This is a genomic window from Mycobacterium sp. E3198 (genome assembly GCF_001667015.1).
Classification (GTDB): Bacteria; Actinomycetota; Actinomycetes; order Mycobacteriales; family Mycobacteriaceae; genus Mycobacterium.
In genome coordinates, this window is record NZ_LZIS01000023.1 from 1 (window position 1) to 26,136 (window position 26,136).

General features: G+C 70.2%; 25 protein-coding genes. 12 read left to right on the forward strand and 13 right to left on the reverse strand.

Features of this window, described 5'->3' with window-relative positions; genetic code table 11:
• From A5673_RS03300 to A5673_RS03330, 7 genes are all read right to left on the reverse strand, one after another.
• A partial coding sequence (locus A5673_RS03300) for a PE family protein (RefSeq protein ID WP_156747813.1) occupies window positions 1–536 on the reverse strand: 536 nt, incomplete at its 3' end.
• A gap of 112 nt (window positions 537–648) precedes the next feature.
• Window positions 649–1,500, reverse strand: coding sequence for an SDR family oxidoreductase (locus A5673_RS03305; protein WP_068227084.1), 852 nt, complete (start codon window positions 1,498–1,500; stop codon window positions 649–651).
• Between the two features lie 17 nt (window positions 1,501–1,517).
• The gene (locus tag A5673_RS03310; protein WP_068227086.1) at window positions 1,518–1,979 is read right to left on the reverse strand and encodes a lipoprotein LpqH; all 462 of its coding nucleotides are present in this window, start codon (window positions 1,977–1,979) and stop codon (window positions 1,518–1,520) included.
• 6 nt (window positions 1,980–1,985) lie between these two features.
• Complete coding sequence (gene rfbC, locus A5673_RS03315) at window positions 1,986–2,594, reverse strand: dTDP-4-dehydrorhamnose 3,5-epimerase (protein WP_068227087.1); 609 nt, start codon at window positions 2,592–2,594, stop codon at window positions 1,986–1,988.
• Window position 2,595: 1 nt separating this feature from the next.
• The gene (gene rfbB, locus A5673_RS03320) at window positions 2,596–3,591 is read right to left on the reverse strand and encodes a dTDP-glucose 4,6-dehydratase (protein WP_068227089.1); all 996 of its coding nucleotides are present in this window, start codon (window positions 3,589–3,591) and stop codon (window positions 2,596–2,598) included.
• Between the two features lie 28 nt (window positions 3,592–3,619).
• On the reverse strand, window positions 3,620–4,486 hold the full coding sequence (locus A5673_RS03325; protein WP_068227091.1) for an LLM class F420-dependent oxidoreductase: 867 nt from the start codon (window positions 4,484–4,486) through the stop codon (window positions 3,620–3,622).
• A 21-nt stretch (window positions 4,487–4,507) separates the two neighbouring features.
• Entirely contained in the window at window positions 4,508–5,338 is an 831-nt protein-coding gene (locus tag A5673_RS03330; protein ID WP_068227093.1) for an LLM class F420-dependent oxidoreductase, read from the reverse strand.
• A 184-nt stretch (window positions 5,339–5,522) separates the two neighbouring features.
• On the opposite strand from A5673_RS03330, the gene A5673_RS03335 reads away from it, so the two are divergent.
• The gene (locus A5673_RS03335; protein WP_255396623.1) at window positions 5,523–7,310 is read left to right on the forward strand and encodes a serine/threonine-protein kinase PknD; all 1,788 of its coding nucleotides are present in this window, start codon (window positions 5,523–5,525) and stop codon (window positions 7,308–7,310) included.
• A 34-nt stretch (window positions 7,311–7,344) separates the two neighbouring features.
• Here the strand turns inward: A5673_RS03335 and A5673_RS03340 are convergent, their stop codons facing one another.
• Together A5673_RS03340 and A5673_RS03345 are read right to left on the reverse strand one after the other, a co-directional pair.
• Entirely contained in the window at window positions 7,345–8,826 is a 1,482-nt protein-coding gene (locus tag A5673_RS03340) for an ATP-binding protein (protein WP_068227097.1), read from the reverse strand.
• On the reverse strand, window positions 8,823–10,499 hold the full coding sequence (locus A5673_RS03345; RefSeq protein ID WP_068227099.1) for an FAD-dependent oxidoreductase: 1,677 nt from the start codon (window positions 10,497–10,499) through the stop codon (window positions 8,823–8,825). Before A5673_RS03345 ends, A5673_RS03340 begins: the two co-directional genes overlap by 4 nt.
• A 252-nt stretch (window positions 10,500–10,751) precedes the next feature.
• Between A5673_RS03345 and infA the strand changes: the two genes are divergently transcribed.
• The 8 genes from infA to truA all read left to right on the forward strand — a co-directional run bounded on the left by infA (window position 10,752) and on the right by truA (window position 15,417).
• Window positions 10,752–10,973, forward strand: a complete 222-nt coding sequence (infA, locus tag A5673_RS03350) for a translation initiation factor IF-1 (RefSeq protein WP_003418601.1) — start codon at window positions 10,752–10,754, stop codon at window positions 10,971–10,973.
• Window positions 10,974–11,025: 52 nt separating this feature from the next.
• Window positions 11,026–11,139 carry a 50S ribosomal protein L36 gene (gene rpmJ / locus A5673_RS28095; RefSeq protein WP_003919293.1) on the forward strand — a complete coding sequence of 38 codons (114 nt, stop codon included), beginning with the start codon at window positions 11,026–11,028 and terminating at the stop codon, window positions 11,137–11,139.
• A 158-nt stretch (window positions 11,140–11,297) separates the two neighbouring features.
• On the forward strand, window positions 11,298–11,672 hold the full coding sequence (gene rpsM, locus A5673_RS03355) for a 30S ribosomal protein S13 (RefSeq protein ID WP_066907568.1): 375 nt from the start codon (window positions 11,298–11,300) through the stop codon (window positions 11,670–11,672).
• A 4-nt stretch (window positions 11,673–11,676) separates the two neighbouring features.
• The gene (gene rpsK / locus A5673_RS03360) at window positions 11,677–12,096 is read left to right on the forward strand and encodes a 30S ribosomal protein S11 (RefSeq protein ID WP_067873528.1); all 420 of its coding nucleotides are present in this window, start codon (window positions 11,677–11,679) and stop codon (window positions 12,094–12,096) included.
• Between the two features lie 7 nt (window positions 12,097–12,103).
• Entirely contained in the window at window positions 12,104–12,709 is a 606-nt protein-coding gene (rpsD, locus tag A5673_RS03365) for a 30S ribosomal protein S4 (protein WP_066907573.1), read from the forward strand.
• A gap of 76 nt (window positions 12,710–12,785) precedes the next feature.
• Window positions 12,786–13,829: a DNA-directed RNA polymerase subunit alpha gene (locus A5673_RS03370; protein ID WP_068227101.1), complete on the forward strand. Its 1,044-nt coding sequence runs from the start codon at window positions 12,786–12,788 to the stop codon at window positions 13,827–13,829.
• Window positions 13,830–13,889: 60 nt separating this feature from the next.
• The gene (gene rplQ, locus A5673_RS03375; protein ID WP_068227103.1) at window positions 13,890–14,546 is read left to right on the forward strand and encodes a 50S ribosomal protein L17; all 657 of its coding nucleotides are present in this window, start codon (window positions 13,890–13,892) and stop codon (window positions 14,544–14,546) included.
• A complete protein-coding gene (truA, locus tag A5673_RS03380) occupies window positions 14,533–15,417 on the forward strand; it encodes a tRNA pseudouridine(38-40) synthase TruA (protein ID WP_082958521.1) in 885 nt (294 codons plus the stop codon). The genes rplQ and truA overlap by 14 nt, the downstream gene beginning before the upstream one ends.
• Before the next feature lie 52 nt (window positions 15,418–15,469).
• Here the strand turns inward: truA and A5673_RS03385 are convergent, their stop codons facing one another.
• Together A5673_RS03385 and A5673_RS03390 are read right to left on the reverse strand one after the other, a co-directional pair.
• The gene (locus A5673_RS03385; RefSeq protein WP_082958522.1) at window positions 15,470–16,090 is read right to left on the reverse strand and encodes a cutinase family protein; all 621 of its coding nucleotides are present in this window, start codon (window positions 16,088–16,090) and stop codon (window positions 15,470–15,472) included.
• A 56-nt stretch (window positions 16,091–16,146) separates the two neighbouring features.
• A complete protein-coding gene (locus A5673_RS03390; protein WP_068227109.1) occupies window positions 16,147–16,977 on the reverse strand; it encodes a cutinase family protein in 831 nt (276 codons plus the stop codon).
• A gap of 127 nt (window positions 16,978–17,104) precedes the next feature.
• Between A5673_RS03390 and eccB the strand changes: the two genes are divergently transcribed.
• The gene (gene eccB / locus A5673_RS03395; RefSeq protein ID WP_304442554.1) at window positions 17,105–18,493 is read left to right on the forward strand and encodes a type VII secretion protein EccB; all 1,389 of its coding nucleotides are present in this window, start codon (window positions 17,105–17,107) and stop codon (window positions 18,491–18,493) included.
• Here eccB and mycP read toward each other — a convergent pair.
• Window positions 18,458–19,753: a type VII secretion-associated serine protease mycosin gene (gene mycP, locus A5673_RS03400; protein ID WP_068227111.1), complete on the reverse strand. Its 1,296-nt coding sequence runs from the start codon at window positions 19,751–19,753 to the stop codon at window positions 18,458–18,460. The two genes, eccB and mycP, sit on opposite strands and share 36 nt — an antisense overlap.
• A complete protein-coding gene (gene eccD / locus A5673_RS03405) occupies window positions 19,750–21,099 on the reverse strand; it encodes a type VII secretion integral membrane protein EccD (protein ID WP_068227167.1) in 1,350 nt (449 codons plus the stop codon). The genes mycP and eccD overlap by 4 nt, the downstream gene beginning before the upstream one ends.
• A gap of 130 nt (window positions 21,100–21,229) precedes the next feature.
• Here eccD and eccCa point away from each other — a divergent pair, with 130 nt between their 5' ends.
• Window positions 21,230–24,856 (forward strand): type VII secretion protein EccCa, encoded by a 3,627-nt coding sequence (gene eccCa, locus A5673_RS03410; RefSeq protein ID WP_068227114.1) that lies wholly within the window; start codon window positions 21,230–21,232, stop codon window positions 24,854–24,856.
• On the forward strand, window positions 24,853–26,106 hold the full coding sequence (locus tag A5673_RS03415) for a type VII secretion-associated protein (protein WP_068227171.1): 1,254 nt from the start codon (window positions 24,853–24,855) through the stop codon (window positions 26,104–26,106). Before eccCa ends, A5673_RS03415 begins: the two co-directional genes overlap by 4 nt.
• The last annotated feature ends 30 nt before the right edge of the window (window positions 26,107–26,136 follow it).

A 26,136-nucleotide genomic window follows, 5' to 3' on the forward strand; every position in this document is an offset into this window, starting at 1 on the left:
GCCCCGCCGTTCCCGACGGCCACCCACAGGCCGGCAGGCCCGCCCGCCCCGCCGGGCGCGCCGACGGCGGTGCTGTTGCCGCCGTTGCCGCCGTTGCCGGCCAGGAATCCGCCGGCGCCGCCGGGCGTCCCGATCCCTTGGGCGTTCGTCGTCCCGTTGGCGCCGTCACCGATCAGCGGACGCCCGAATAGCGCGTTGGTCGGCGCGTTGATCAGCCCCAGCACGTCGTCCTGGAGGGTCTGCAGCGGCGACGCGTTGGCGGCGTCGGCGCCCAAATAGGCGCCCGCACTCGCGTTGAGCGCCTGCACCATCCGGGCGTGCAATGACGCCGCCTGAGCACCCAGCGCCTGATATGCCGCGGCGTACCCCGAAAACACCGCCGCGACGGCTCTGGACACCTCATCACCGGCGGCCGCCAGCACCCCCGTCGTGGGTGCGGCCGCCGCGGCCTGGGCGGCGCTGATCGCCGAGCCGATGCTCGCCAAACGCGTTGCCGCATCGGCCATTACATCCGGAACCGCAAGTACAAACGACATCCGACCCCTCCGAGCAATAGCTCACGTGAAGCGGTCGCGGCCCGACTACAGCGACAAGCGTGATCGTAACGCCATTGGTCGGCGAAAGTGCTTGTTTTCAACCGTTATTCGGTCAGGTCTCGGAGCTACGGGAATCCATCGCCCGCAGGCGCTTGAGTGCGAGCCTCGCGTTCCATGTCGATGCGGCCGGCGAGAGCCGTTCCAGATACCACAATGCCTTCCACCAGCCCGGCACGATGATGATCGCGTCGCGGCGCGACACGGCCCGAAGGACCCGCTCGGCGAACTTTTCGGGTGCCATCGGGCGCATCGGCTCCCAGAACTTGAGCAGCGCCTCGTCGCCCGCGCCGGTCTTTGTCATGCGTCCGTACTTGCCGCCGGTGAGGATCGGGGTCCGGATCGCGCCGGGGCACACCACCGACACCGACACGCCATGGCGCTCGGCCTCCACCCGCAGCGCCCTCGACATCGCGACGACGGCGTGCTTGGCGGCGGTGTAGCTCACGGCACCCGGCGAGGCGAGCAGGCCGGCCATCGAGGCCGTGTTCACGATGTGGCCCGAGCGCTGCCGGATCATGATCGGATACACCGCTTGGATCCCGTGCACCGCGCCGTGCAGGTTCACGTCCAACACGTCGTTCCAATCGTCGAGCGTGTACGAGTCGACCTCGCCGCCCACGCCGATGCCTGCGTTGTTGAACAGGTAGTCGATGCGCCCGGATTGCCGCACCGCTTGTGTGACGGCGCTTTCGAAGGCCGGGTAGCCGCGCACATCGAGCTCGATCGCGTGCGCCGTCGCGCCGCCGTCGCTCAGGCGTTGCGCCAGCTGTTGCGCCGCCTCGAGTTGGCGATCGGCGATCCAGACCTCGGCGCCCGCGCCGGCCAAGTTGGCGGCCAGGGCGGCGCCGATGCCGGACGCCCCGCCGGTGACGAATGCGGTCTTGCCCGAGAAGCTCGACGCCATTGGGGCAGGATACTCGGCTACGGGCAGGTGATGGTGACTTCGAAAGGCTTGTGCACCTGCGCGCCCGCGTTGTCGGTGCCGCTGGCCATGCCGGTGATCTTGTACGTGTTGTCCGTCTTGGTGGCGGTGGCGTTTTCGCCGGGCACACCCTCGGTGAAGCTCAAGACCACCCCGTCGACCGTGCCGAGCCCGGCGCCGTGGACCACCGACGCGTCGGGCTCCAGCCCGACGATGATGCCGGTGGCCATGTCGCCGACCGCGATGGAGAACTTGCCGTTGTTCGTGCCGCACACCACCGGGCCGCTGAGGTTTTCCGGCCGGCCGCCGATGGTGACCCGCACGGGGCCGGTCGTGGGCGCAGTGCCGGCGGGGGTCGCGCTGGAAGATGTTGTGCTCAAAGCGTTGTCGGGTTTGGCGCAGCCGCCCAGGCCCGTGGCGACGGCCGCGGCGGCGGCGATGAGCAGCACCCGACGCTTCATCGGTCGTTACGTATCGCGCAGCCCGGCGACGAACTGCTGCGTCTCGTCCCAGGTGGGCAGGAGACCGGCCGCGCGCACTTCCTCGAAGCTGGGCGCCGCGGCGTCGCGGTCGGACAGCGTGGGGGCGGCGCCGTCGACCAGCGGCCAGTCGATCGCCAGCGCCGGGTCAGTCGCGCAGATGGTGTGTTCGCGCTGCGGGTTGTATTCCGACGAACACAGGTACACGATCGTCGAATTATCTTGCAGCGCAAGGAACCCGTGCCCGAGGCCCTCGGAGATGTAGACCGTCCGGCGGTCCTTGTCGTCGAGCAGGACGGAGTCCCACTGGCCGAAAGTCGGCGAGCCGACGCGGGTGTCGACGACGACGTCGAAGACCGAACCGGACACGCACGTCACGTATTTCGCCTGGCTCGGTGGCACCTGTGCGAAGTGCACACCGCGCAGCACGCCGGCCGACGACACCGAACAGTTGGCCTGCCGGACGTCGAGCCGATGGCCGGCGAACTCGGTGAACGCGCGGTCGGTGAGCCATTCGAAAAACATGCCGCGGGAATCGCCGTGGATCTTCGGAGTGATCTCCCAGGCGCCGGGGACTTTGAGCTCGCGCACTCCCATGTCACTGGCCCCGTTCTTCGTAGCGGCCCTCGGTGGCCTCCTTGAGGGGCCGCCACCACGACTCGTTGTCGCGATACCACTCGACGGTGGCGCGCAGGCCCTCCTCGAAGTTGGCATGCTTTGGCGTCCAACCCAATTCGTTGTACAGCGTCGTCGGGTCGATCGCGTACCGCAGGTCGTGGCCGGCGCGGTCGGTGACGTGGTCGAAGTCGTCGGGGTCGCGGCCCAGCGCCTGCAGGATCGCGCGCATGACCGTCAGGTTGTCGCGCTCGCCCTCGGCGGCGATGAGGTAGGTCCGGCCGTTCTCACCCTTTTCCAGGATTCGCCGGACCGCGCTGTTGTGGTCGTCGACGTGGATCCAGTCCCGAACGTTGGCGCCCGCGCCGTACAGCTTGGGGCGGCGACCGGTGAGCACGTTGGTGATCTGGCGCGGGATGAACTTCTCGACGTGCTGATACGGCCCGTAGTTGTTCGAGCAGTTGGAGATCGTCGCGCGCACGCCGTAGGACCGCACCCAGGCCCGGACCAGCAGGTCGCTGGCGGCCTTGGTCGCCGAGTAGGGGCTCGACGGGTTGTAGGGCGTCGACTCGGTGAACCGGCTGGGCTCGTCGAGCTCCAGATCGCCGTAGACCTCGTCGGTGGAGACGTGGTGCAGCCGGACATCGTGGCGGCGCACCGCCTGCAGGATCGCGTAGGTCCCGACCACGTTGGTCTGCAGGGTCGTCCACGGGTCTTCGAGGGAGTTGTCGACGTGGGTCTCGGCGGCGAAGTGTACGACCGCGTCGGACTCGGCGACCAGCGCGGCGACCAGCGCCGCATCGGCGATGTCGCCCTTGACCAAAGTGATGGCGTCCTCGACGTCGGCCAGCGACTCGCGCCGCCCGGCATAGGTAAAGGCGTCGAGCACCGTCACGGAATCCTCGGGATGATCCCGCACCGTGCTGTGCACGAAATTCGCGCCGATGAAGCCGGCTCCACCGGTGACCAGCAATCGCATGGTCACACACCCTAACCGAGCCGGATGATCAGTTTGGGGCAGTTAGCCCTAATGGCCCGGCCAGCTCGCGCAACGCCGACACCACCGCCTCGTCGTTCGGGGCGCCCAGCACCTGGACCGCCACGTGGTCGGCCCCGGCTTCGCGATGTTCACCCAGGCGCCGCGCGATGGCCTCCGGGGTGCCGTACGCCACCACCGCGTCGATCAGCTTGTCGCTGCCGGGCTTGCGCACGTCGTCCTCAGTGAACCCGAGTCGCAGCCAGTTGTTGACGTAGTTACTGAGCCCGAGGTAGCGGTCGGCCGTTTGGCGGCCGATCGCGCGGGCCTCGTCGGGGTCGGTGGTCAGCACCACCTTGTGCTCGGGCGCCAGGAAGACCGACTTGCCCACCTGCTCGCGCGCCTTGGCCGTGTGCTCCGGCGTGGTCAGATACGGGTGGGCACCAGCGCTGCGTTCCGCGGCCAGCGCCAGCACGCGCGGCCCGAGCGCCGCGAGCACCCGGCGGCTGGTCGGCACCATCGCGGCGTCGAGCGCGTCGAGGTAGCCGACCAGGGCGTCGTACGGCTTGACGTACTCCTCGGTGCGGTCCCGGTGCCCCACCCCGACGCCGAGCAGGAACCGGCCCGGGTGGGCGGCCTCGATGCGCGCGTAGGACTCGGCGACCGCCGGCGCCGGCGCCGACCAGATGTTGACGATCCCGGTGGCCAGCTGCAACGACTCGGTCTGCGCCAGGGCCGGGTCCACCCAGGTCAGGTCCGCGTCCGGCGACCCGCCGACCCACACCGCGCCGTACCCGAGCGCTTCGATCCGGCCGGCCAGATCGGGCGTGATCGAGCGGGTGGCCAGGAATACGCCGAACCGCCCCAGGTCGGGTTTGAGTGCCGCTGCCTCGGTCATCGGTGCCCCCTTCGAAGTCGGTCAGCCCAGTCCGAGCGGCCCCGCCAATTCGGCCAGCGCCGACACCAGGTTTTCATCCTTCGTGAGGACCTGCACGGGGACGTGGTCGGCGCCCGCGTCGAGGTGCTCTTTCAGCCGCGCGGCGATCTGCTCGGGGGTGCCGTAGGCCACTACCGAATCGACCAGCCGGTCGCTGCCCGGTCGCACGACTTCGTCGTCGGAGTAGCCCAGCCGCTTCCAGTTGTTGCGGTAATTGGCCAGGTTGAAATAGATGTCGAGCGCCTTGCGGCCCACCGCACGGGCCTTTTCGGGGTCGGTGGTCAGCACCACCTTGTGTTCGGGCGCCAGGAACGCCGACGGGCCGATCAGCTCGCGGGCCTGCGCGGTGTGCTCGGGGGTGGTCAGGTAGGGGTGGGCGCCGGCGGCGCGTTCGGCCGACAGCTTCAGCACCCGCGGGCCCAGGGCCGCCACCACGCGCCGGTCCGCTGGCACGCCGTACTCGTCGAGCTGGTCCAGGTATCCGGCCAGCGCGTCGAAGGGCTTGCGGTACTCGGTGTGCGCCTCGGGATGGCCGACGCCGATGCCCAGCAAAAAGCGGCCCGGGTAGGCCTTGTCGATGCGGTGGAACGACTCGGCCACCGGCCCGGCGGCCGCCGTCCAGATGTTCACGATGCCGGTGGCCACCTGCAGCGTCGTCGTGGCCTCGAGCAGGGGCTCGACCCAGGCCAGCTCGGCGGGCGGGGAACCGCCCACCCAGACGGCCCCGTAACCCAGGGATTCGATTTCTTTGGCTTGCTGGGGCGTCACGCCGCGTCCGAAGGAGCCGAACCGGCCGAGGTTGGGTTTGGTCATGGTTGTCCCAACCCGCCGGCCGCCCTGCCCTATTCCGGGCCGGATGCACGGCGTGCCCGCGCCCGCCGGGGCCGCGCAGCAGCCCCGCCAAATACCTGCCACCATTGTCGAGGGCGCGTTATGGTGCTGAAACGGCGTTCCGGGAGGCGTTCTGCAGGAAATTTCGTTCGGGCGCTACCAGCTCATCGAAGTGCTGGGTCGTGGCGGCATGGGCTTGGTGTGGCGGGCTTACGACACCGTCATCGATCGCATTGTCGCGCTCAAAATATTGTCTGCCGACATTTCCCGCGACGAGGTATTCCAGCGTCGGTTCCGACGCGAGGCCCACGCGGTTGCCCGATTGAACAGTCCGCACATCGTCCCGATCCACACCCACGGGGAAATCGATGGGCGGCTATTCCTGGACATGCGGCTGATCGACGGCAAAGATCTGCAGTCCGTCCTGGACAGCGGGCCGCTGACGCCGGCGCGGGCGGTGCACGTCATCGAGCAGATCGCCAAGGCGTTGCACACGGCACACCAGGTCGGCCTGTTGCACCGCGACGTGAAACCGTCGAACATCCTGCTCGACGACGAGGACTACGCCTACCTGATCGACTTCGGGCTCGTCCTCACCGCCGACGGGCGGGGTCTGACGACGACGGGTGGCATGGTGGGGACCTTCCGCTACATGGCCCCCGAACGGTTCAAAACCGAAGACGCCGACGCCCCCGCGGTCGACGCCCGCTCGGACGTTTATGCGTTGGCCTGCGTTCTTTATGAGTGCTTGACCGCAGAGCACGCGATCGGCGGCTACACCCTGGAGCAACAGATCGGCAACCACGTGGTCGCCCCGCCGCCACGGCCGTCGGACTTCAACCCGGCGCTGCCGCGCGGCTTCGACGCGGTTATCGCCAAGGGCATGGCCAAGAGGCCGAGCGACCGTTATGACACCGCTCCGGAGCTGGCGAGAGCCGCCCGCGAGGCCCTCTCCACGCCGAGCTCGCCGCCCCCGGTTGAGCCACTCGCGGCCCCGCGCAACGCCGCCACGGAAGACCCCGCAAACCCCGCCAACCCCGTCGACGGGCTGTCCCCGACGAGCGCGCCTGCGGCGTCTTCACGGGTCGCGCCGTCTCGGCCGTGGTGGGTGAGCAGATCCTTGCGCATCTCGGTAGCCGCCCTGCTCGCCGTCGTTGCCGTAGTGCTTGCTCTGGTTGCCGTCAGCGAGCACGTGGGCGGCCCCCCGGAGACGGCCTTGCCCTTCAGCGGCTTGCGCGAGCCCGAAGGGGTGACCGTGGACAGCGGCGGCACCGTGTACGTCGCCGACACTCTGCACAATCGGGTGCTGGCCTTGGCCGCGGGTTCGACCGAGCAAACCTTGCTGCCGTTCGACGGCCTGAGCTTTCCGACCGGCGTGACGACGGACGACACCGGCGCCGTGTACGTCAACGACGCCGGCAACAAGCGGGTGGTGGTGCTCGCCGCCGGCTCGAAGAAACAATTTCAGCTGCCGTTCAACGACCTCGGCAACCCGACCGGCCTGACCGTGGACCGCGCCCACACCGTCTACGTCACCGACACCGAAAAGAATCGGGTGGTCGCCCTTCCCGCCCACTCGAGCACGGAAAGCGTCCTACCCTTCACCGGTCTCAACTCCCCCACCGGTTTGGTGGTCGCCGACGACGGAACGATCTATGTCGCCGATGGCGGGAACAACAGGGTCCTGGCGCTGGCCCGCGGCTCGACCGTCCAGAGCACGTTGCCCTTCAGCGGCCTCTCCACTCCCGGCGGGGTGACGGTGGGCACTCGCGGTGCGGTGTATGTCACCGACAGCGCGCACAACCGGGTCCTGAAGCTTTCGCCGGGCTCGAGCGAGCAGGTCGTCCTGCCGTTCGCCAGCCTGGACTATCCCTGGGGTCTCGCGGTTGGCGTCGACGGCACGGTCTACGTAGCCGGCCACAACAACAAGATCGTGGCGCTGCCGCAGCGATAGGGAATGGTCGTCCCCAACCCGCGCCGCGACGCCCCTATTCCGGAAGATCCGGCTCCTGGGCCGTCGGCGCGTCCAGCGGAAGCAGCACGATGAACCGCGTGTCGCCCGGAACCGATTCCACGCGCAGGTCGCCCCGATGGTTCTTGACGACGATGTTGAACGCGAGGTCCAGCCCCAGGCCCGTGCCTTCCCCGAACGGTTTGGTGGTGAAGAACGGTTCGAAGATGCGCTCGCGCACGTCGTCGGGGATCCCCGGCCCGGTGTCGCAGATTTCGATTCGGGCCATGTTGCCCTGCCGGCCGGTCCGGATGGTCAGGGTGCCGCCACCGTCGCGCATCGCGGCGAGCGCGTTATCGATGATGTTGGTCCACACCTGGTTGAGATCGCCTGGGTAGCAAGGGATTTGGGGGAGCGATTTGTCGAATTCCTTGACCACCTGGACTTTGGCGTCGCTGCTTGGATGCGGGCCCAACCGGTCGGCGAACATCGTGAGCGTGCTGTGCAGCAGCTCGTGGACGTCGGCCACCTGGAAGGGGGCGCGGTCCATCTGCGAATACTGCTTGGCGTCGGCGACCAGCGCCGAGATCCGCTTACTGGCCTCCAGGATCTGGTTCAGCAGCAGCTCGCCCTCGACGGTGTAGGTCAGCCAGCGGATGGCCTTCTCCAGCGAGGTCGAGGCGCCGAGCTCCTCGGTCGCCGCGGCGATGCGTTCCAGCCAGCCGGTGTCGATGCCGCCCTCGACGAACGTCGGCGCGATGTCCCAACCGCCCTCGACACCATGGTCTTCCAGCCATTCGCCGACGGCGTCCTCGAGGTCGGCCGTCTCGATCGCCGTCAGGTTCGCCGAGGCCGACTTGGCCACCTGGTCCGCGACCTCTTCCTGCAACCGCACCAGCGCCCGCAGCGCCTCCGGGGTGACGGTCCCGTCGGCGAGCATGGCGAGTTTCTGGCGCATCCCGGCGACCCGCTGCCGCAGCTCCGAGGCGGCGCGGACGGTGGCGGCGGCCGGGTTGTTCAGCTGGTGTGTCAGACCGGCGGACAGCTGGCCGAGCGCGAGCAGCTTCTCCCGGTTGTCGATGATCCGCCGGGTGCGCTCGAGGCCGACCGCCATCCCGTCGAGCAGGTGGACCGCCATGGGGAACTGGTCTTGCATGAAGCGGGCGAACGCCGGCGCGTCGAGCACGAAGAACTTCGACGGCTTGGTGACGTACACCGTCGCGTCGTAGCTCTGGTGTTGCAGGTTGCCGGTGAAGGCCCGCCAGGCGCCCGCATACACCCCCCGCTGTGAGGTCCGGTTGGTCTCGATCTCCTGGCCGCCCGAGAGCTTCGACATCGCCAGTTCGCCCTCGATCAGGACGTACAGGCAGGTGGCCGGTTCGCCCTCGACACAGATCGGGCCGGGCTGGTAGTGCTCGATGTGCCCGCTGGCGCACAACGCTTCGAGCTGCTCGTCGGAGAGGGCTTCGAACAGGAACAGGCTGCGCAGCTCGCCGGGCTGACACGGCGTCTCGGTCATGATTCGGCGAGGTAGCGGTGCACCAGCATCACCGCCATCGATCCCTCGCCGACGGCGGCGGCGACGCGCTTGGCGGACTCCGCCCGGACGTCGCCGGTGGCGAACACGCCGGGGACGCTGGTCTCCAGGTGGTGCGGCGGCCGGTCCAGCGCCCAGCCGCACACGTTGCGCAGGTCCGGTCCGGTGAGGACGAAGCCATGGTCGTCGCGGGCGACCACCCCGTCCAGCCAGTCGGTGCGCGGCGCCGCCCCGATGAAGATGAACATCCGCGCGCAGGTGACGTCCTCGGTGTCCCCCGTCCTGTTGTCGACCAGGGTCAGGCGCTGTAGGTGGTCGTCCCCGACGGCGCGGCGCACCTCGGTGCAGGTGCGCACCGTGATGTTCGGTCGCTGCTCGATCTGCTGGATCAGGTAGTACGACATCGAGGCCTCGAGCGACGGGCCGCGCACCACGATGGTGACCGACTTGGCCTCGCGGGACAGGTACATCGCGGCCTGCCCGGCGGAGTTGGCCCCGCCGACGACGTAGACCTCCTCGCCCGCGCACTCGGAGGCGACGGAGACCGCCGCCCCGTAGTAGACGCCGCGGCCGGTCAACTCGCCGCAGCCCTCGGCGGGCAGCTGGCGGTAGGCGACGCCGGTGGCCAGGATGACCGCGTGCGCGTCGATGGAGCCGCCGTCGGCGAATCGCACGGTGCGCTTGGCGCCGTTGACCTCCAGCGCCGTCGCGGTGCGGGCGGTGATGAGTTCCGCCCCGAACTTCTCGGCCTGCCGCCGCGCGCGCTCGGCCAACTGGCCCCCCGACACCCCGTCGGGGAAGCCGAGGTAGTTCTCGATGCGTGAGCTCTGGCCGGCCTGGCCGCCCGTCGCGGTGCGTTCGATCAGCACCGTGCGGAGTCCCTCGGACGCGCCGTAGACGGCGGCGGCCAGGCCCGCGGGCCCGCCGCCGATGACGATCAGGTCGTAGAACTCCTGCGACGGCGTCGTGGTGAGGCCCAGGGTGTCGGCCAGCTGCGCGTCGGTCGGTTCGACGAGGGTGTCGCCGCGCTCGGTGACGACGACCGGAAGCCGCAGGCAATCCGCGCCGGCGGCCTTGAGCAACCGCTCGCCGTCGGGGTCGTCGGCCATGAACCACGAGTAGTGCAGCCCGTTGCGGGCCAAAAAGTCGCGCACCTGCCAGGACCGCTCCGACCAGCGGTGCCCGATCACCTTGGTGTGCGGGATGGGGCGCTCCGGCGCCGTACGCCACGCGTCCAGCAGCCCGTCGATGACCGGGTAGAACTTCTCCTGCGGCGGGTCCCACGGTTTGAGCAGGTAGTGGTCGAGGTCGACGACGTTGATCGCGTCGATGGCGGCGTGGGTGTCGGCGTAGGCGGTGAGCAACACCCGCCGCGCCGCCGGGTACAGGTCCATGGCCTGCTCGAGGAATTCGATGCCGCTCATCTGCGGCATGCGGTAGTCGGCGATGAGCACCGCGACCGTCTCGCCGCGCAGCTTGAGCTCCTTGAGCGTCTCCAGGGCGTCGGGGCCCGATTCGGCCCGCACGATGCGGTGGCGGTCGCCGTAGTGGCGGCGCAGGTCGCGGGCGACGGCGCGGGATACCGAGGGATCGTCGTCGACGGTCAGCAGGACGGGTTTGCGCGCTTGCACCGCGGAGTCTGTGGGGCTGCTCATCGGCGTCAAGTATGCCCTTGTCAGGCCGGGTTTGGCAGGTCGTGCAGAAGGGCCGGATTTCTCTGACGGCGATTTGGGTAAGGGCCCCTTACCAGGTATCGTGGACCAACGGTGCGGTTTCCGCGCCGGCTTTTTGTGTGCCCAGTCCCTAGGAATTTCCTGTCACCGGCTCACGTTTCGAAGTCGGTGTGTATGTCGCGCCGATCCGGGCGCTGACGCGAACGAAACGAATGACGAGGATTGCTGACAAGTATGGCCAAGAAGGACGGTGCCATCGAGGTCGAGGGCCGCGTGGTCGAGCCCCTGCCCAATGCGATGTTCCGCATTGAGCTGGAAAACGGCCACAAGGTGCTCGCCCACATCAGCGGCAAGATGCGGCAGCACTACATCCGCATCCTGCCCGAGGACCGGGTGGTGGTGGAGTTGTCTCCCTACGACCTGTCCCGGGGCCGCATCGTGTACCGGTACAAGTGACGAGAAGCCCGAACCGACCACCGACGAGAAGACAGAACAGGATCGACCAGCCGTGAAGGTGAACCCGAGCGTCAAGCCAATCTGTGACAAGTGCAGGGTGATCCGTCGGCATGGGCGGGTCATGGTGATCTGCCCCGATCCGCGCCACAAGCAGCGCCAGGGCTGACACCCTGCGTTTCGACAACTGAATGCAGACCTCCCAGCACCACTGAGCGGATTCGCCGTTCATCCACGCCCGGACGGAGGCCGGGCCCCGCCTCAAACACTGAAGCGGGAGCGGGCTGGGATCAGACCTCCGCCTAGAAAAAAGAGGAAACGCCACCTATGGCTCGACTAGTAGGCGTCGATCTCCCGCGCGACAAGCGGATGGAGATCGCGCTGACGTACATCTTCGGCGTCGGCCGCACCCGCGCCAACGAAATCCTGGCCGCCACCGGCATCGACAAGGACCTGCGTACCCGGGACCTCACCGATGACCAGGTGACCCACCTGCGTGACTACATCGAGGCCAACCTCAAGGTGGAGGGTGACCTGCGCCGCGAGGTGCAGGCCGACATCCGCCGCAAGATCGAGATCGGCTGCTACCAGGGCCTGCGGCACCGCCGCGGCCTGCCGGTGCGCGGCCAGCGGACCAAGACCAATGCGCGCACCCGCAAGGGCCCGAAGCGCACCATCGCGGGCAAGAAGAAGGCCAGGTAACCGAATGCCACCGAAGAAGGCGAGCGGCTCGGCCCCCAAGAAGGGGCAGCACAAGACCCGGAAGCGGGAAAAGAAGAATATTCCGCACGGCGCCGCGCACATCAAGAGCACGTTCAACAACACGATCGTGACCATCACCGACCCGCAGGGCAACGTCATCGCCTGGGCGTCGTCGGGCCACGTCGGCTTCAAGGGCTCGCGCAAGTCGACCCCGTTCGCCGCCCAGCTGGCCGCGGAGAACGCCGCGCGCAAGGCCCAGGAGCACGGCGTGCGCAAGGTCGACGTGTTCGTCAAGGGCCCGGGCTCGGGCCGCGAGACCGCGATCCGGTCGCTGCAGGCGGCGGGCCTGGAGGTCGGAGCGATCTCCGACGTCACCCCGCAGCCCCACAACGGTTGCCGTCCGCCGAAGCGCAGAAGGGTCTAGCAGAATCATGGCTCGTTACACCGGACCCATCACCCGCAAATCGCGCCGGCTGCGCACCGACCTCGTCGGCGGCGACCAGGCGTTCGAGAAGCGCCCCTACCCGCCCGGCCAGCACGGCCGCGCGCGGATCAAGGAGAGCGAGTACCTGCTGCAGCTGCAGGAGAAGCAGAAGGCCCGCTTCACCTACGGCGTGATGGAAAAGCAGTTCCGCCGCTACTACGAAGAGGCCGTGCGGCAGCCCGGCAAGACCGGTGAGGAGCTGCTGCGCATCCTCGAGAGCCGGCTGGACAACGTCGTCTACCGCGCCGGCCTGGCGCGCACCCGACGGATGGCCCGCCAGCTGGTGAGCCACGGCCACTTTTCCGTCAACGGCGTGAAGGTGGACGTCCCCAGCTACCGGGTGTCGCAGTACGACATCGTCGACGTGCGGGACGGCTCGCTGAACACGGTGCCGTTCCAGATCGCGCGGGAGACCGCGGGCGACCGCCCGATCCCGAGCTGGCTGCAGGTCGTGGGGGAGCGCCAGCGCATCCTCATCCACCAACTGCCCGAGCGCGCGCAGATCGACGTGCCGCTGACCGAGCAGCTGATCGTCGAGTACTACTCGAAGTAAAGACCCCCTGGGCCAACCTGGTTCAGGTCTGACCGGCATCAAATAGCGGGTGCCGAGAAGGAGAAGAAGAAACACCATGCTGATCTCACAGCGACCCACACTGTCCGAGGACGTCCTCACCGACACCCGGTCCCAGTTCGTCATCGAGCCGTTGGAGCCGGGATTCGGTTACACCCTGGGCAATTCGCTGCGGCGCACGCTGCTGTCGTCGATCCCCGGCGCGGCCGTCACCAGCATTCGCATCGACGGCGTGCTGCACGAGTTCACCACCGTGCCCGGCGTGAAGGAAGACGTCACCGACATCATCCTGAACCTCAAGGGCCTGGTCGTGTCCTCGGAGGAGGACGAGCCGGTCACCATGTACCTGCGCAAGCAGGGCCCGGGCGAGGTCACCGCGGGTGACATCGTGCCGCCCGCCGGCGTGACCGTGCACAACCCCGACATGCACATCGCGACCCTCAACGACAAGGGCAAGCTCGAGGTCGAGCTCGTCGTCGAGCGCGGCCGCGGCTACGTGCCGGCGGTGCAGAACCGGGCCTCGGGCGCCGAAATCGGCCGCATCCCGGTCGATTCCATCTACTCGCCGGTGCTCAAGGTCACCTACAAGGTGGACGCGACCCGCGTCGAGCAGCGCACCGACTTCGACAAGCTGATCCTGGACGTCGAGACCAAGAGCTCGATCACCCCGCGCGACGCGCTGGCCTCGGCCGGCAAGACGCTGGTCGAATTGTTCGGCCTGGCACGCGAACTCAACGTCGAGGCCGAGGGCATCGAGATCGGGCCGTCGCCGGCCGAGGCCGACCACATCGCGTCGTTCGCGCTGCCGATCGACGACCTGGACCTGACCGTGCGGTCCTACAACTGCCTCAAGCGCGAGGGCGTGCACACCGTCGGCGAGCTGGTCAGCCGCACCGAGTCCGACCTGCTCGACATCCGCAACTTCGGCCAGAAGTCCATCGACGAGGTGAAGGTCAAGCTGCACCAGCTGGGCCTGTCGCTCAAGGACAGCCCGCCGACCTTCGACCCGTCGGAGGTCGCCGGCTACGACGTCGCCACCGGCACCTGGTCCACCGAGGCCGCCTACGACGACCAGGACTACGCGGAAACCGAACAGCTCTAACACAAAGTCCGTCCCGGCCCTACCTGATACGGGGGTCGGCCCCACTGAGGAGATAGTGCAATGCCCAAGCCCACCAAGGGCCCTCGCCTCGGCGGGTCGTCTTCGCACCAGAAGGCCCTGCTGGCCAACCTGGCCACGTCGCTGTTCGAGCACGGCCGGATCAAGACGACCGAGCCGAAGGCCCGTGCGCTGCGGCCGTACGCGGAGAAGCTGATCACGCACGCCAAGAAGGGCACGCTGCACAACCGTCGGGAGGTCCTCAAGAAGATCCGCGACAAGGACGTGGTGCACGCCTTGTTCGCGGAGATCGGGCCGTTCTTCGCCGACCGCAACGGCGGCTACACCCGCATCATCAAGGTCGAACCGCGCAAGGGCGACAACGCCCCGATGGCCGTGATCGAACTGGTGCGGGAGAAGACGGTGACGTCGGAGGCCGACCGGGCGCGCCGGGTCAAGGCGTCGAAGAAGGTGGACGCGCCCGTCGCCGCGGCCGCCGCGCCGCAGGCGGCGGTCGAGCCCGAGGCGGCGGAGGGCCCGACGGCCGAGGAGGTCGTCGACGTCACCGAGCCGGCCGAGGCCGAGGCCACGGAGACCGAGGCGGACGCCGGCGAGGCCACGGAGGCCGAGGCGGCCGCCGAGGAAAAGCACGACGAGGCCGTGGCCGCCAGGGCCGAGGCCGAGGCCGCCGAGGCGAACGACGAGGCTGACGAGAGTTAACCACCCGGATTTTGAGGTCCGTCTGCGGCTCGACATCGCCTACGACGGAACGGAATTCGCGGGCTGGGCTGCCCAGGCCGGGCAGCGGACCGTCGCCGGCGTCCTCGATGAGGCGCTGACGACGGTCTTCCGCGTTCCGGTGCGGCTGCGCGCGGCCGGGCGCACCGACACCGGGGTCCACGCCACCGGGCAGGTCGCCCACGTCGACGTGCCCGCCGACGCGCTGCCGAACGCCTACCCGCGCGCACTCCCCCGCAAGCGGGAGGTGCCCCCACGCAGCGAGCCGGAGTTCCTGCCGCTGGTGCGCCGCCTGGGCCGGTTCTTGCCCACCGACGTCCGGGTGCTCGACATCGCCCGGGCCCCAGCGGGTTTCGACGCCCGGTTCTCGGCGCTGCGGCGCCACTACGAGTACCGGTTGTCGACGGCGCCCTACGGGGCGGAGCCGCAGCAGGCGCGCTACGTCACCGCGTGGCCCCGGGACCTGGACGTCGAGGCGATGGCCACCGCGTCGCGGGAGCTGGTGGGGCTGCACGACTTCGCGGCGTTCTGCCGGCAGCGGGAGAACGCCACCACCATCCGCGACCTGCAGCGGTTCGACTGGTCCCGGGACGGCGACCTGATCACCGCGCACGTCAGTGCCGACGCGTTCTGCTGGTCGATGGTGCGGTCGCTGGTCGGGGCGCTGCTGGGCGGCGGCGAGCACCGGCGCCCGGTCTCCTGGTGCCGCGAATTGCTTTCCGCCACGGACCGATCCAGCGACTTCGCCGCCGCGCCCGCGCACGGGCTGACGATGGTCGGCGTCGATTACCCGCCCGACGACCAGCTGGCCGCGCGGATTTTGATCACGCGCGATCTGCGCACCCCGGGCTAGTGGCGATCGCGAGCGCGGCGTAGCCGGGCGCTGCGGGTCGCCACCATCGGGCCTAGACGCGACTGGCGACGAAAGTTGCGGCCTGGTTGGTCAATCCGGGCACGTAGCCCAGGTGCGCGCTCCACTTGCCGCCGTTGGAGCAGATCGGGTCGCCGGTGTTGCACAGGTCGATGGTCTTGCCGTCGAAGTCCGGGGTCAGCGCGCTCATCAGCCCGCCCGCCCGGGCCGAGGGGTTCCCGAACAGGGCGACCGCGGCGACGTGATCGGCGGCCGCGGCGGGCAGCGGCTTTTGGAAGCCGAGGCCGGGAAGCGGTGCGGCGGTGACGATGTCGATGACCGCGGCCCCCTGTGAATACCCGCCGAGCACCATCTTGGTCTTCGGGCAGTTGCCGGCCATCTGCTGGACGTGGTTGCTGGCGTCGTTCGCGCCGTCGGCGGCGGCCAGGAAGTCCTTGTTGGCGGGGTAGTTAACCGCGTACGCGCCAACGCTTTTGCGGGTGTCCTGGCGCAACGAGTTGACGAAGGCCTGGCCCACCTTCCCGACGCCCGGCGGCTCGTCGGTGCCCCGGGCGAACACCACCTCGACGTCCGGGCACGACGCCGAGGCCAGCGGCAACAGCTTCGGGACGACGAAAAGCGCGACCGCCGCGAGGAATGCGACGGTCAGCCCCAAGCGGATCAGCCTCACACGACGAGGCTACGGGCCGAAAATCAAGCCCCGGTAACGATTTAGACAAGCGGCGCTTGAGGATTCACCGTGGCCGGCGCGTTCGGCGCGTTCGGCGCCGGGACGGTACCGGGCACCGACGGAACGGTTCCCGGTGCCTGCGGCCCGTAACCCGGTGCCTGCGGTGCGTACTGCGGGCCGTAGCCGGGCACCTGCGGGTTGGTCCCGGTCATCAGCCTGGACGCGACGAAGGCCGCCGCCTGCGTGGTGTACGCCGGGACGTAGCCCTCGGTGTGGCCGGTCCACTCGTTGCCCTGGCCCGCGTGGCAGATCGGGTCCTGCGGGTTGCACAGGTCGATCGCCTTGGACCCGAGCAGCGCGCTCTGGGCCGGCAGCGTGCCGCCGGCGCGGTCGGCCACGTCGCCGAAGGTAGCGACGGCCACGATGTTGCCGGCGTACTGCGGCGGCAGGGAGTTGCCCCAGTTGATGCCGCCGATCGGAACGCCGGCCACGATGTCCATCACCGAGGCGCCCTGCGAGTAACCGCCCAGCACGATCTTGGTGTTGGGGCACGTCTCGACGCTCTTCTTGACGCGGTCGATGGTGTCGTTGGCGCCGTCGCCGCCGTGCAGCTGCAGCTTGCTGGCCGCGTAGTTCACCCCGTAGGGCAGGATGTTCAGGCCGGTCTGCTGGCGCAGCGAGTCCACGAAGGCGTCACCGACGCGGCCGAGGCCGGGCGGTTCGTTGGTGCCGCGGGCGAAGATGACCTCGACATCCGGGCAGTCGAAGGCGGAGGCGACCGGCGTCGCCGTGGGGGACAGGAGCAGGCCGGCGGCGGTCAGCACTGCGGAAACCCCCGGGCCCACCCAGCGACCTATGCGGTGGGAAGACACGCCGAAATATTACCGGCAACCAGCGCGAATCGAAATTCGTCGGCCTGTGGATAACGGGTGCGGCGGCGCTCTACCTGCGGCTTAACTGGAGCGGGGAGACGGATTCCACAAGTTTTTCGAGGGTATTTTGGACCGTTCGCAGCTGCGCCGGCCGACGACCCGGCTGCAGGTCAGCGGCTACCGATTCCTGCTGCGCCGCCTCGAGCGCGCGTTGCTGGGCGGGGACATTGATGCCGACGGACCGCTGCGGGCCCCGTCGGCGGCACTCGGGGCCGGGTGCGTCCTGGCGGCCATCGCGGTGGCGGGCTGCGCGTTCCTTGGCGTGCTGCGGCCCCAGGCGGATCTCGGGCAGGCCCGGATCGTCATGGACCGCCAATCGGGCGCCCTGTACGTGCGGGTGGGCGACGCCTGGCACCCGGTGCTGAACCTGGCGTCGGCGCGGTTGATCGCGGGGACGGCCGCGAACCCCCAGCCGGTCCGGGAGTCCGATGTGGCCCGTACCAAGCGCGGTCCGTTGCTCGGCATTCCGGGCGCGCCACAGCTGATCGGCGCGCCGCTGCGCGCGGACGAATCGGCGTGGACGATCTGCGACACGGACGGGGGCGGCGCGACGACCGTCGTCGTCGGGCCCGCCGGAGCATCCGCGGTCCACCCCCTGGCATCCGACCACGCGCTCCTTGTTGCGCCGGCGTCGGGCTCGCCGGCCTATCTCCTTTTCAACGGTCAACGCGCGGTGGTGGACCTCTCCAATGCCGCGGTGGTCCGTGCGCTCCGGCTGGACGGTCGCGCGCCGCAAATCGTCTCGCAGGCGTTGCTCAACGCGGCGCCCGAGGCTCCGGCAATACGGGCCCCACGGATTCGCGGGCTCGGCACCGCCGCGATCGGGATGCCCGGGTTTTCCGTTGGCAGCGTGCTGCGCATCGCGCGTGGCGACGCCGACGAGTATTACGTCGTTCTGCCCGCCGGGGTCCAGCGCATCGGGCGCGTCGCCGCCGACCTCCTGCGCTTCAGCGATTCGCAAGGCACCGCCAACGCCGTCACCGTCGCACCCGACGCGATCCGCGCCGCAGCGGTCGCCAACGTGCTGCCGGTGGCCGATTTCCCCGACCGCGCACCGGAACTCGACGGTGGCGGCACGCTGTGCGTCATGTCGCGACCCGCGCCGGCCGGAGATTTCGACACCGCGTTTTTCGTCGGGGGCGGCCTGCCGCTGTCGCCCGGCCGCACCGCGGTGGCCCTGTCCCAAGCCGATGGCCGTGGCCCCGCCCTGGACGCGGTATCCCTGCCACCCGGCCGGAGCGCTTACGTGCGCGGCGGAAACCGCACCGGCACGCGCTACCTCGTCACGGACACCGGGGTGCGGTTCGCCATCCACGACGACGACGCGGAGCGTGCCCTCGGATTGCCGGCGCCGATTCCCGCCCCGTGGACCGTGCTGGCGGCCCTGCCGTCGGGACCGGAACTGAGCAGGCAGGGCGCGTCAGTCGCCCGCGACACGGTTACCGGAGGCCCGTAACCGTCCGGCCGCCAGGAGTCCGAGCAGCGCGATAAGACAGACGGCGGCGCCCCGCAATGCGACGTCACGGGCGTGTCGATCCGGCGGTGTCGCCGTCGGTGGCGCGACGATCGGCACGGGTGCCGTCGTCGGCCTGGTGGTTTCGGGGAGACTGGTGTCGGTGCTGACCGCGGCCAGCGCATCGATGGTGCCGTTGCCGACGAGCGGATCCCATCCGGCCGGTGGGTGGTGCGCGGTTGACTCGATGCGTTGCATCACCTGCCGCGCGGTGAACGCCGGGAAGCGCGACCGGATCAGCGCGGCCAGCCCGCTGACCACCGGCGCCGCGTAGCTGGTGCCCGAAACCGGTTGTGCGCCCAGCACGCTCACGCCCTCGCCGGTGGCGGCCACATCCACCCAGGGGCCTGCCAGGGTGAAGTCGGACGGCGCGCCGTCGGAGTTGACCGAACCGACGGTCAGCACGTAGTCGTCGTACCAGGCCGGACTGACCACGACTGTGGTCGTCTGCCAGGTCGCGTCGGACCGCTGACGCGGGCACTGGGCGGCGCCGCCGCTGTTGCCGGCCGCGGCCACGACGACGGCGTTCTTGACGTCGACCGCATACGCCACAGCGGCGCCCAGCGCCCGGTCGTCGAGTGTCGAGCCGACCGGAACGCAAGCGATCGAGGAGATGTTGATCACGGACGCGCCGAGGTCGGCGGCAGTGCGGACCGCCTTGGCCATGGTGTCCACATCGCCGACCGCCGCGCGCGAGCGGTCGCCGGCGGGGGCGAATTTCGAACTGGACTGGCGGATGCTGATCACGGTGGCTTCGGGGGCGACCCCGGCGGAGCCGCCGGACGGGGAATCGGCTGCGGCGGCGATGATTCCGGCCACCAGGGTGCCGTGCGCGTCGCAATCCTGGGCGCCATCGCCGGTCGATACGTAGTCGCCGCCGGGCACCACGCCGGGCAGCCTGGGGTGCGGTGCGACGCCGGTGTCGATGACCGCGACGCGTTGTCCCGCACCGCGGGTGAGTCGCCAGACCCGGGGCAGGTCGCGCAGGCGTGGGAGCTCGCCGCCCTGTGTCGCGTCCGTCGTCATCGTCGCGCAGATCTCGCGTTGCAGGGTCGGCCACGGTGGCGCCGGCAGGGCCGGCCCCGGCAGCCACTTGTCGTCGATGCTCGGCGGTGAAACCGCATGCGCCGCCGGGGCCCCCAGGTGAGGCAGCCCTACCAGTGCCGACACGGCCACGAGCCGCGCGGCGCGCGACGCGGTCATGTGAGATTCAATCCGCGGACGGCGCCGTAGACGCCGCAAACCCAGCACGTAGCCGGCACCATCGCGACCAGAACCAGAGTTTCCAGCAGGTCGACGACGCGGCGCAGCACGGGTGACGGCGAAGCCCCGAAGCCCAGGCACATGGCTGCGGCGGCCAGCGCTGCCGTCATCGCCGCCGTCCATGCTCCACTTGGCACACCGGCGGCGAGGATAGCGAAAGTCGTTGCGATGACTCCGGTTCCGCATGCGACGAACACCGGGCCGACTCCGCCGTCGCCGCGACGAGCGCGCAGCAACAGTGACGCGCCCGTGAGGGCGCCGAAAACAAGGCGGGGCGGCCCCGGGGCCCCGGCGAGGACGGTGACCACCGCGCCCAGGCCGGCCCCGCACGCGAACGCGGCGAGCAGGCCCGTCAACCACGTGTCGGCGCGGATCGCCCTGGCGTCCACGTCCGGTGCGGGTGGCAGTCGCGGCGACAACCCGGACAGAGCGATCGATATCCGCGCCGCCACGCCGAGCAGGCCCAGGGACGTCAGCGCGGATACCGCGCCAATGACGTGCGGCGGTGCGGCGGTGATCACCCCGACGAATGCCGCGGCGGCGATCATCGTCGCGACGCAGGCGAGGGCGGTCAATGTGACCGCGCCGCAGCCAGACAGGCGCAGCGCCAAGACCGAGGTGACGGCCGCCGCCATCGCGCCCAGCACCACGTTGAGCAGACCGGGGGCGCCGGGCACCGCGAGGTAGCCGGCGACCGCGGCGAATGCGGTGGCGATCAGGCTCAACGCGAGCCCGGCGGATGCATCCCCATGCGTGCGGTGCGCAACCCCCGCGCAGAGCAGGGCCAGCAAGCCGGCCGACGCCGTGACGCCGAGGGTGGCGCCGGTGACGTTGGCGGTGAACGCGGTGTGGATGAGGGTCAGCCCGCCGATGCCGGTCAGGACGCTCGCCGCGATCGCGCCGATCAGCCGGGCCGGTTGCCGGTGCCGCAAGCCGCTCCGCGGCCGGGCCGTCGAGTCCAGCGTCGCGGACACCGCCTCCGCCACGTCCTCGCAACGCGGAGCGGGCGGCGGCGTGGCGGACTCGGTGAGGACCAGCACCTCACCGTCCCGGATACCCTGTTGCGCCAGGGTTGTCGAGGTGTTCAACGCGGCCGCGCCCGGCCGGGACAGCCGGTAGCGCCTCGCCACCGGTTCGCCCGAACCGCATTCGTCGCGGCCGTCGAGGATGTCGACGATCGACGGCATCAGGACGGCGACCGGGACGCCCGCGGGCAGGGCCAAGTCGACGGCGGTGCTGCCGTCGTGAACCGACACGCGCCGCAGTCCCCGATCGGGCCCCGGCATCGGCGCCTCCTTTCGTCGGGTCAGCGGCACGGTAACCGGTTTCCGATCCCGCGGAATCCGGCTATCCACAGGCGACTTGCGACCGATTTCGGCGCTGCATACCGTCGCCCCGACGGTGGGAGGGGCCGGGATGAGTCAGGGTTTCGCGCCGGTGTCGCGGCGGCCGCCGCCGACGGTCGGGGCCGCCGATATCGCGATCGATGCGCCGCCGTGTTTCCCACCGCCACGATCACCCGGATGGCTGCCCGTCGTGGTGTCGGTTGGGGGCCTCGGCATCATGGCGGCGGCTTTTGGCTCGGGGTCGACGCTCACTCGCAATCCGACGCTCCTGGCGTTTCCGGCGATGACGCTGGTTTCCCTGGCGGTGTCGGCGGCCGTCGGGCGTCGCCAGCGGCAGGGGCGGGGAATCGACGCCGACCGCGTGGACTACCTCCGGTACCTGAGCCGACTCCGTGTGGCCGTCACCGAAATGGCCGCCGCACAGCGCCTTTCGCTGCTCCGCGCTCATCCCGACCCCGACACGCTGTGGACTTTGATCGGCGGCGCGCGAATGTGGGAGGGCGGTGCGTCCGACCCGGACTTCTGCGTCGTCCGCGTCGGTGTCGGGAGCCAGCCGCTGCCAGCGCGACTGGTGGCCCCGGAGCCTTCACCCCATGAGCCCGCGGATCCCGTCACCGCGACGGCCCTGCGTCGCTTCCTTCGGGCACACTCGACCGTCGCGGACGCGCCGGTTGCCATCGTCCTGCCCGGCCCCGGAACGGTGACGATCGACGGCGACCAGACCGCGGTGCGCGGACTCTTGCGCGCGATGATCTGCCAGCTCGCCGTGCGCTACCCGCCGGATCAGTTGCTGATCGTCGCGGCGGTCGGCGACGCGAATCGAGAGCACTGGGACTGGCTGAAGTGGTTGCCGCACAATCGACATCCGGCCGCCACCGATGCGGTGGGCTCCGCCCGGATGGTGTATCGAAGTCCGGCGGAGGTGCGGTGCGCGCTCGCCGACCTGAAATCCCATGCGATCGTCGTCGCCGACCTCGGTGCGCCCGCGGCGACCGGCACCATCGCCGGTGCGACGCTCCTCGAGGTCGGCCCCGGCCGGGAGGGCCTGCCGGTGACGATCCGACGCGGTGGCGAAGCCGAACCGCTGCAATGCCCCGACCGGATGGACATGCTGGACGCGCTGACGTGTGCCCGCCGACTGGCGATGCATCAAAGCGGCCCGGCGGCGCCTGGCGCCTGGCGGGACGCAGCGGGGCTCGGCAACCTCGCCGATTTCGATCCGCCGGCGTGGTGGCGCCGCCAAGGCGACCGCCATCGGCTGCGTGTCCCCATCGGAACCGCGCTCGACGGCACGCCGCTGGAACTGGACATCAAAGAGGCGGCGGAAGACGGTCAGGGGCCGCACGGGCTCTGTGTGGGCGCCACCGGCTCGGGCAAATCGGAGCTGCTGCGCACCATCGCGTTGGGGATGATGGCCCGAAACTCACCGGCGGCGCTGAACCTGCTGCTCATCGACTTCAAAGGGGGCGCAACGTTTCTCGACTTGGCGCGGGCTCCGCACGTCGCCGCCGTCGTCACCAACCTGGCCGACGAGGCGCCGCTCGTCGCGCGCATGCGCGACGCGCTCGCCGGTGAGATCGACCGTCGGCAACGGCTGCTGCGGGCGGCGCGGTGCGCGGGCGTCGCGGACTACCAACGCGCGCGACGGGCGGGCTGCCGCTTGGATGCCCTGCCCACGTTGCTGATCATCGTCGACGAGTTTTCCGAAATGCTCAGCCAGCACCCCGAGTTCGCCGACATGTTCCTGGCGATCGGCCGGCTCGGCCGGTCGCTGGGCATTCACCTGCTGCTGGCCAGTCAGCGCCTCGACGAGGGAAGGCTGCGCGGCCTGGACGCCCACCTCTCTTATCGGATCTGCCTGAAGACCCTGTCCGCCGCCGAATCACGGGCGGTGCTGGGAACGCTTGACGCATACCACTTGCCGAGCACGCCCGGCGCGGGCTTTCTGCGCACGAGCAGCGGCGAGCCGATTCGCTTTCAGGGCTCATTTGTGTCCGGCAGGGTGCCGGCACCCGCGCCGACGACGTCGGTCCGGATCTTCAGCACCCGGCCGACCGGCCCGGTGGCGCAAATGTCTGACGGGGACGGCTCGGCCACGCGGACCGTCCTGGAATCCATCCTCGACCGGCTGACGGGATATGGGCCGCCGGCGCACCAGGTTTGGCTGCCCCCGCTGGGGGCGGCGCCCGCCCTGGACACGCTGCTGCGCGACGTCCGACCGGCGGCGGACGGCCTCGCCGCGCCGATCGGCATCGTCGACCGCCCGTTCGAGCAGTGCCGGACGCCTCTGCTGGTGGAGCTGTCGGGAGCCGCGGGCAATGTGGCGATCGTCGGCGCGCCCCGATCGGGCAAGTCGACGGCACTGTGCACGCTCATCACGGCGTTGGCGGCCGCCCACGGCCCGGGACGGGTGCGGTTTTACTGCCTGGATTTCGGTGGCGGCGCGCTGGGCTCGGTGTGCGCCTGGCCGCATGTGGGCGCCGTCGCCGGACGGGCCGACCCGGAGCTGGCGCGGCGTGTGGTCGCCGAGATGGAATCCCTGGTACGCCAACGGGAGGGCTTCCGAGGCCGCGCAGCGCCGGACGGGGAGCCGCCCGCCGACGTGTTCCTCGTCGTCGACGGGTGGGCGGCCCTGCGGCACGAGTTCGAAGAACTCGAGGCACCGATCGCCGCCCTTGCCGTGCAGGGGCTTTCGTTCGGTGTGCACGTGGTGCTGTCGGCATCGCGTTGGGCCGACATCAGGCCCTCGCTGCGGGATCAGATCGGCACCCGCGTCGAGTTGCGGCTGGGCGACCCGGCGGATTCCGAGATCGATCGCAAGCGCGCGCAGCAGGTACCCCTCGACAGCCCAGGCCGTGGCCTGTCCCCCGAGGGCCTGCACATGGTCATCGCTCTGCCCACCGAGCGGGTCTGTCACGGTGGAACGGACGCCCCGCCGATACCGCTGCTCCCCCCGCGCGTGGACGCGGACGCCGTCCTCGGCCGGGCTGGTGCGCAGCTGCGTGCGCGGGTCCTCCTCGGCCTGGAGGAACGCCGATTGGCGCCGGTAGCAGTCGATTTCGGTCAACACTCGCACCTGCTGATCCTCGGGGACAACGAGTGTGGGAAGACGGCCACGCTGCGGACCCTGTGTCGCGAGATCATGCGGACGAAGACCGCGGCCGAAGCCCAGTTGCTCATCGTCGATTTCCGCCGCACCCTATTGGGCGTCGTCGAATCGGAACACCTCGGCGGCTACGCCATGACCCCTGCCGCGTTGGGCCGGCTGCTACCGGATCTGCTCGAGGCGCTGGGGCGCCGGATGCCGCCGCTCGATGTCGGCCAGGCGCAGCTGCGCGCCGGCCCTTGGTGGTCGGGCCCCGACCTCTACGTCCTGGTGGATGACTACGACCTGGTGGCCACACCGGCGGGCAACCCGCTCGCGGCCATCGTCGAATATCTGCCGTACGCACGGGATCTGGGACTTCATCTGGTGCTGGCTCGGCGCAGCGGTGGCGCCGAGCGCGCGCTGTTCGAGCCGGTGTTGGCGGGCCTGCGCGACCTGGGCTGCATGGCGCTGATGATGAGTGGGTGCCCGGCCGAGGGCGCGCCGTGGGGCGGCGGCCGCCCGCGGTCGATGCCTCCCGGACGTGGTGTGCTGACTACGCGCGCCGGCGCCGGGCAGCTGGTACAGGTGGCGTGGAGCCCGTCCCCATGACGCGCCATCGGTCGGTCCTCGAGGCCGGCCCGGGCACCATCCGCCGATTATGCTGCGGGACAAGCGAAGCCGCCGACGAGGAGCTTGGCGAGGTCGTGCGCGGGGCGCTGGCCGCGGTGGACGATCGGGTGGCGCTGCTCGATGGCCGCCCGGTCGCGGTCGATTCGCTGTGGCGCGCCGCGCTGCGGTCGGTGAAATGCGCCGACGGCGACGGCCTGCTCGTCGTGCACCCGTCGTGGTGGCCGTCGGCGCGCGTCGACCGGGTGGCCGGCGCCGCCAAGACCCTCGGCCATGACACCCTGACCCGTCCCAGGTCGTGGCTGCTGGCCCGGGCGCCCGAGGCCCGAGCCGACGCCGGGGCCGTCGTGGTGGCGGAGATCGCCGAGCGACTCGTGGCGATCAGCGGCGCCGAGGTCGCCGCGATACCGCTTGTCGGGCAGACGCATTCGGTTGCCGAGGAGGTCGCGGCGGCCGTCGCTCGCACGGCTGCCGCGGTGATCCTGATCGACGCGCCGAGCGCGGTGACCGGCGCGCCGGCCCTCGCGGCGTTGATCGCCGCCGCCGTGCGCCGGAGCGGTGCCGCAGCCGTCGAGATCGGAGACGCGCGGCTGGCACGGTTGGCCCGGTCGGCTTCCTCGCTGGGGGACGCCGTGCCCGAAGCGGCGGCCGGCGGCGAAGTCAGGGGCGTTCGATACCGGGTGCGGACGGCGGGCGGGCTCGCGGCGGCCGCCCTCGCGCTCACGGTCCTGCCGCTGGCGATCTCGGGCGGGGCGCCCAGCGGTGGCCGTAGCCCCTCGCCGCCGACCGCGGTGCCGATGGCGCCCACGACGTTTCTGGTCGAGGGCCGCGTGGCGCTGACCGTGCCCGCAGACTGGCCCGCGCAGCGGGTGATCACCGGGCCCGGGTCGGCCCGGCTACAGGTCACGTCCCCGTCGGATCCCGAAGTGGCGTTGCACATCACCCAGTCGCCGGTGCCCGGCGAAACGCTGAGCGGAACCGCCGAGCGGTTGAAACGCGCGATCGACGCGGAGCCCGCCGGGGTGTTCGTCGACTTCAATCCCTCGGGAGGCAGCGCGGGCCGCCCGGCGGTGACCTATCGCGAAGTGCGCGCCACGCACCACGTGCGCTGGACCGTGCTGCTCGACGGGCCGGTCCGGATCAGCGTCGGATGCCAGAGCCGCCCCGCCCACGAGGAGGCCGTCCGGGGTGCGTGTGAACAGGCGGTGCGGTCCGCCCACGCGATCGGTTGAGCCGACAAATCGGACGGAACCGAATGCCTT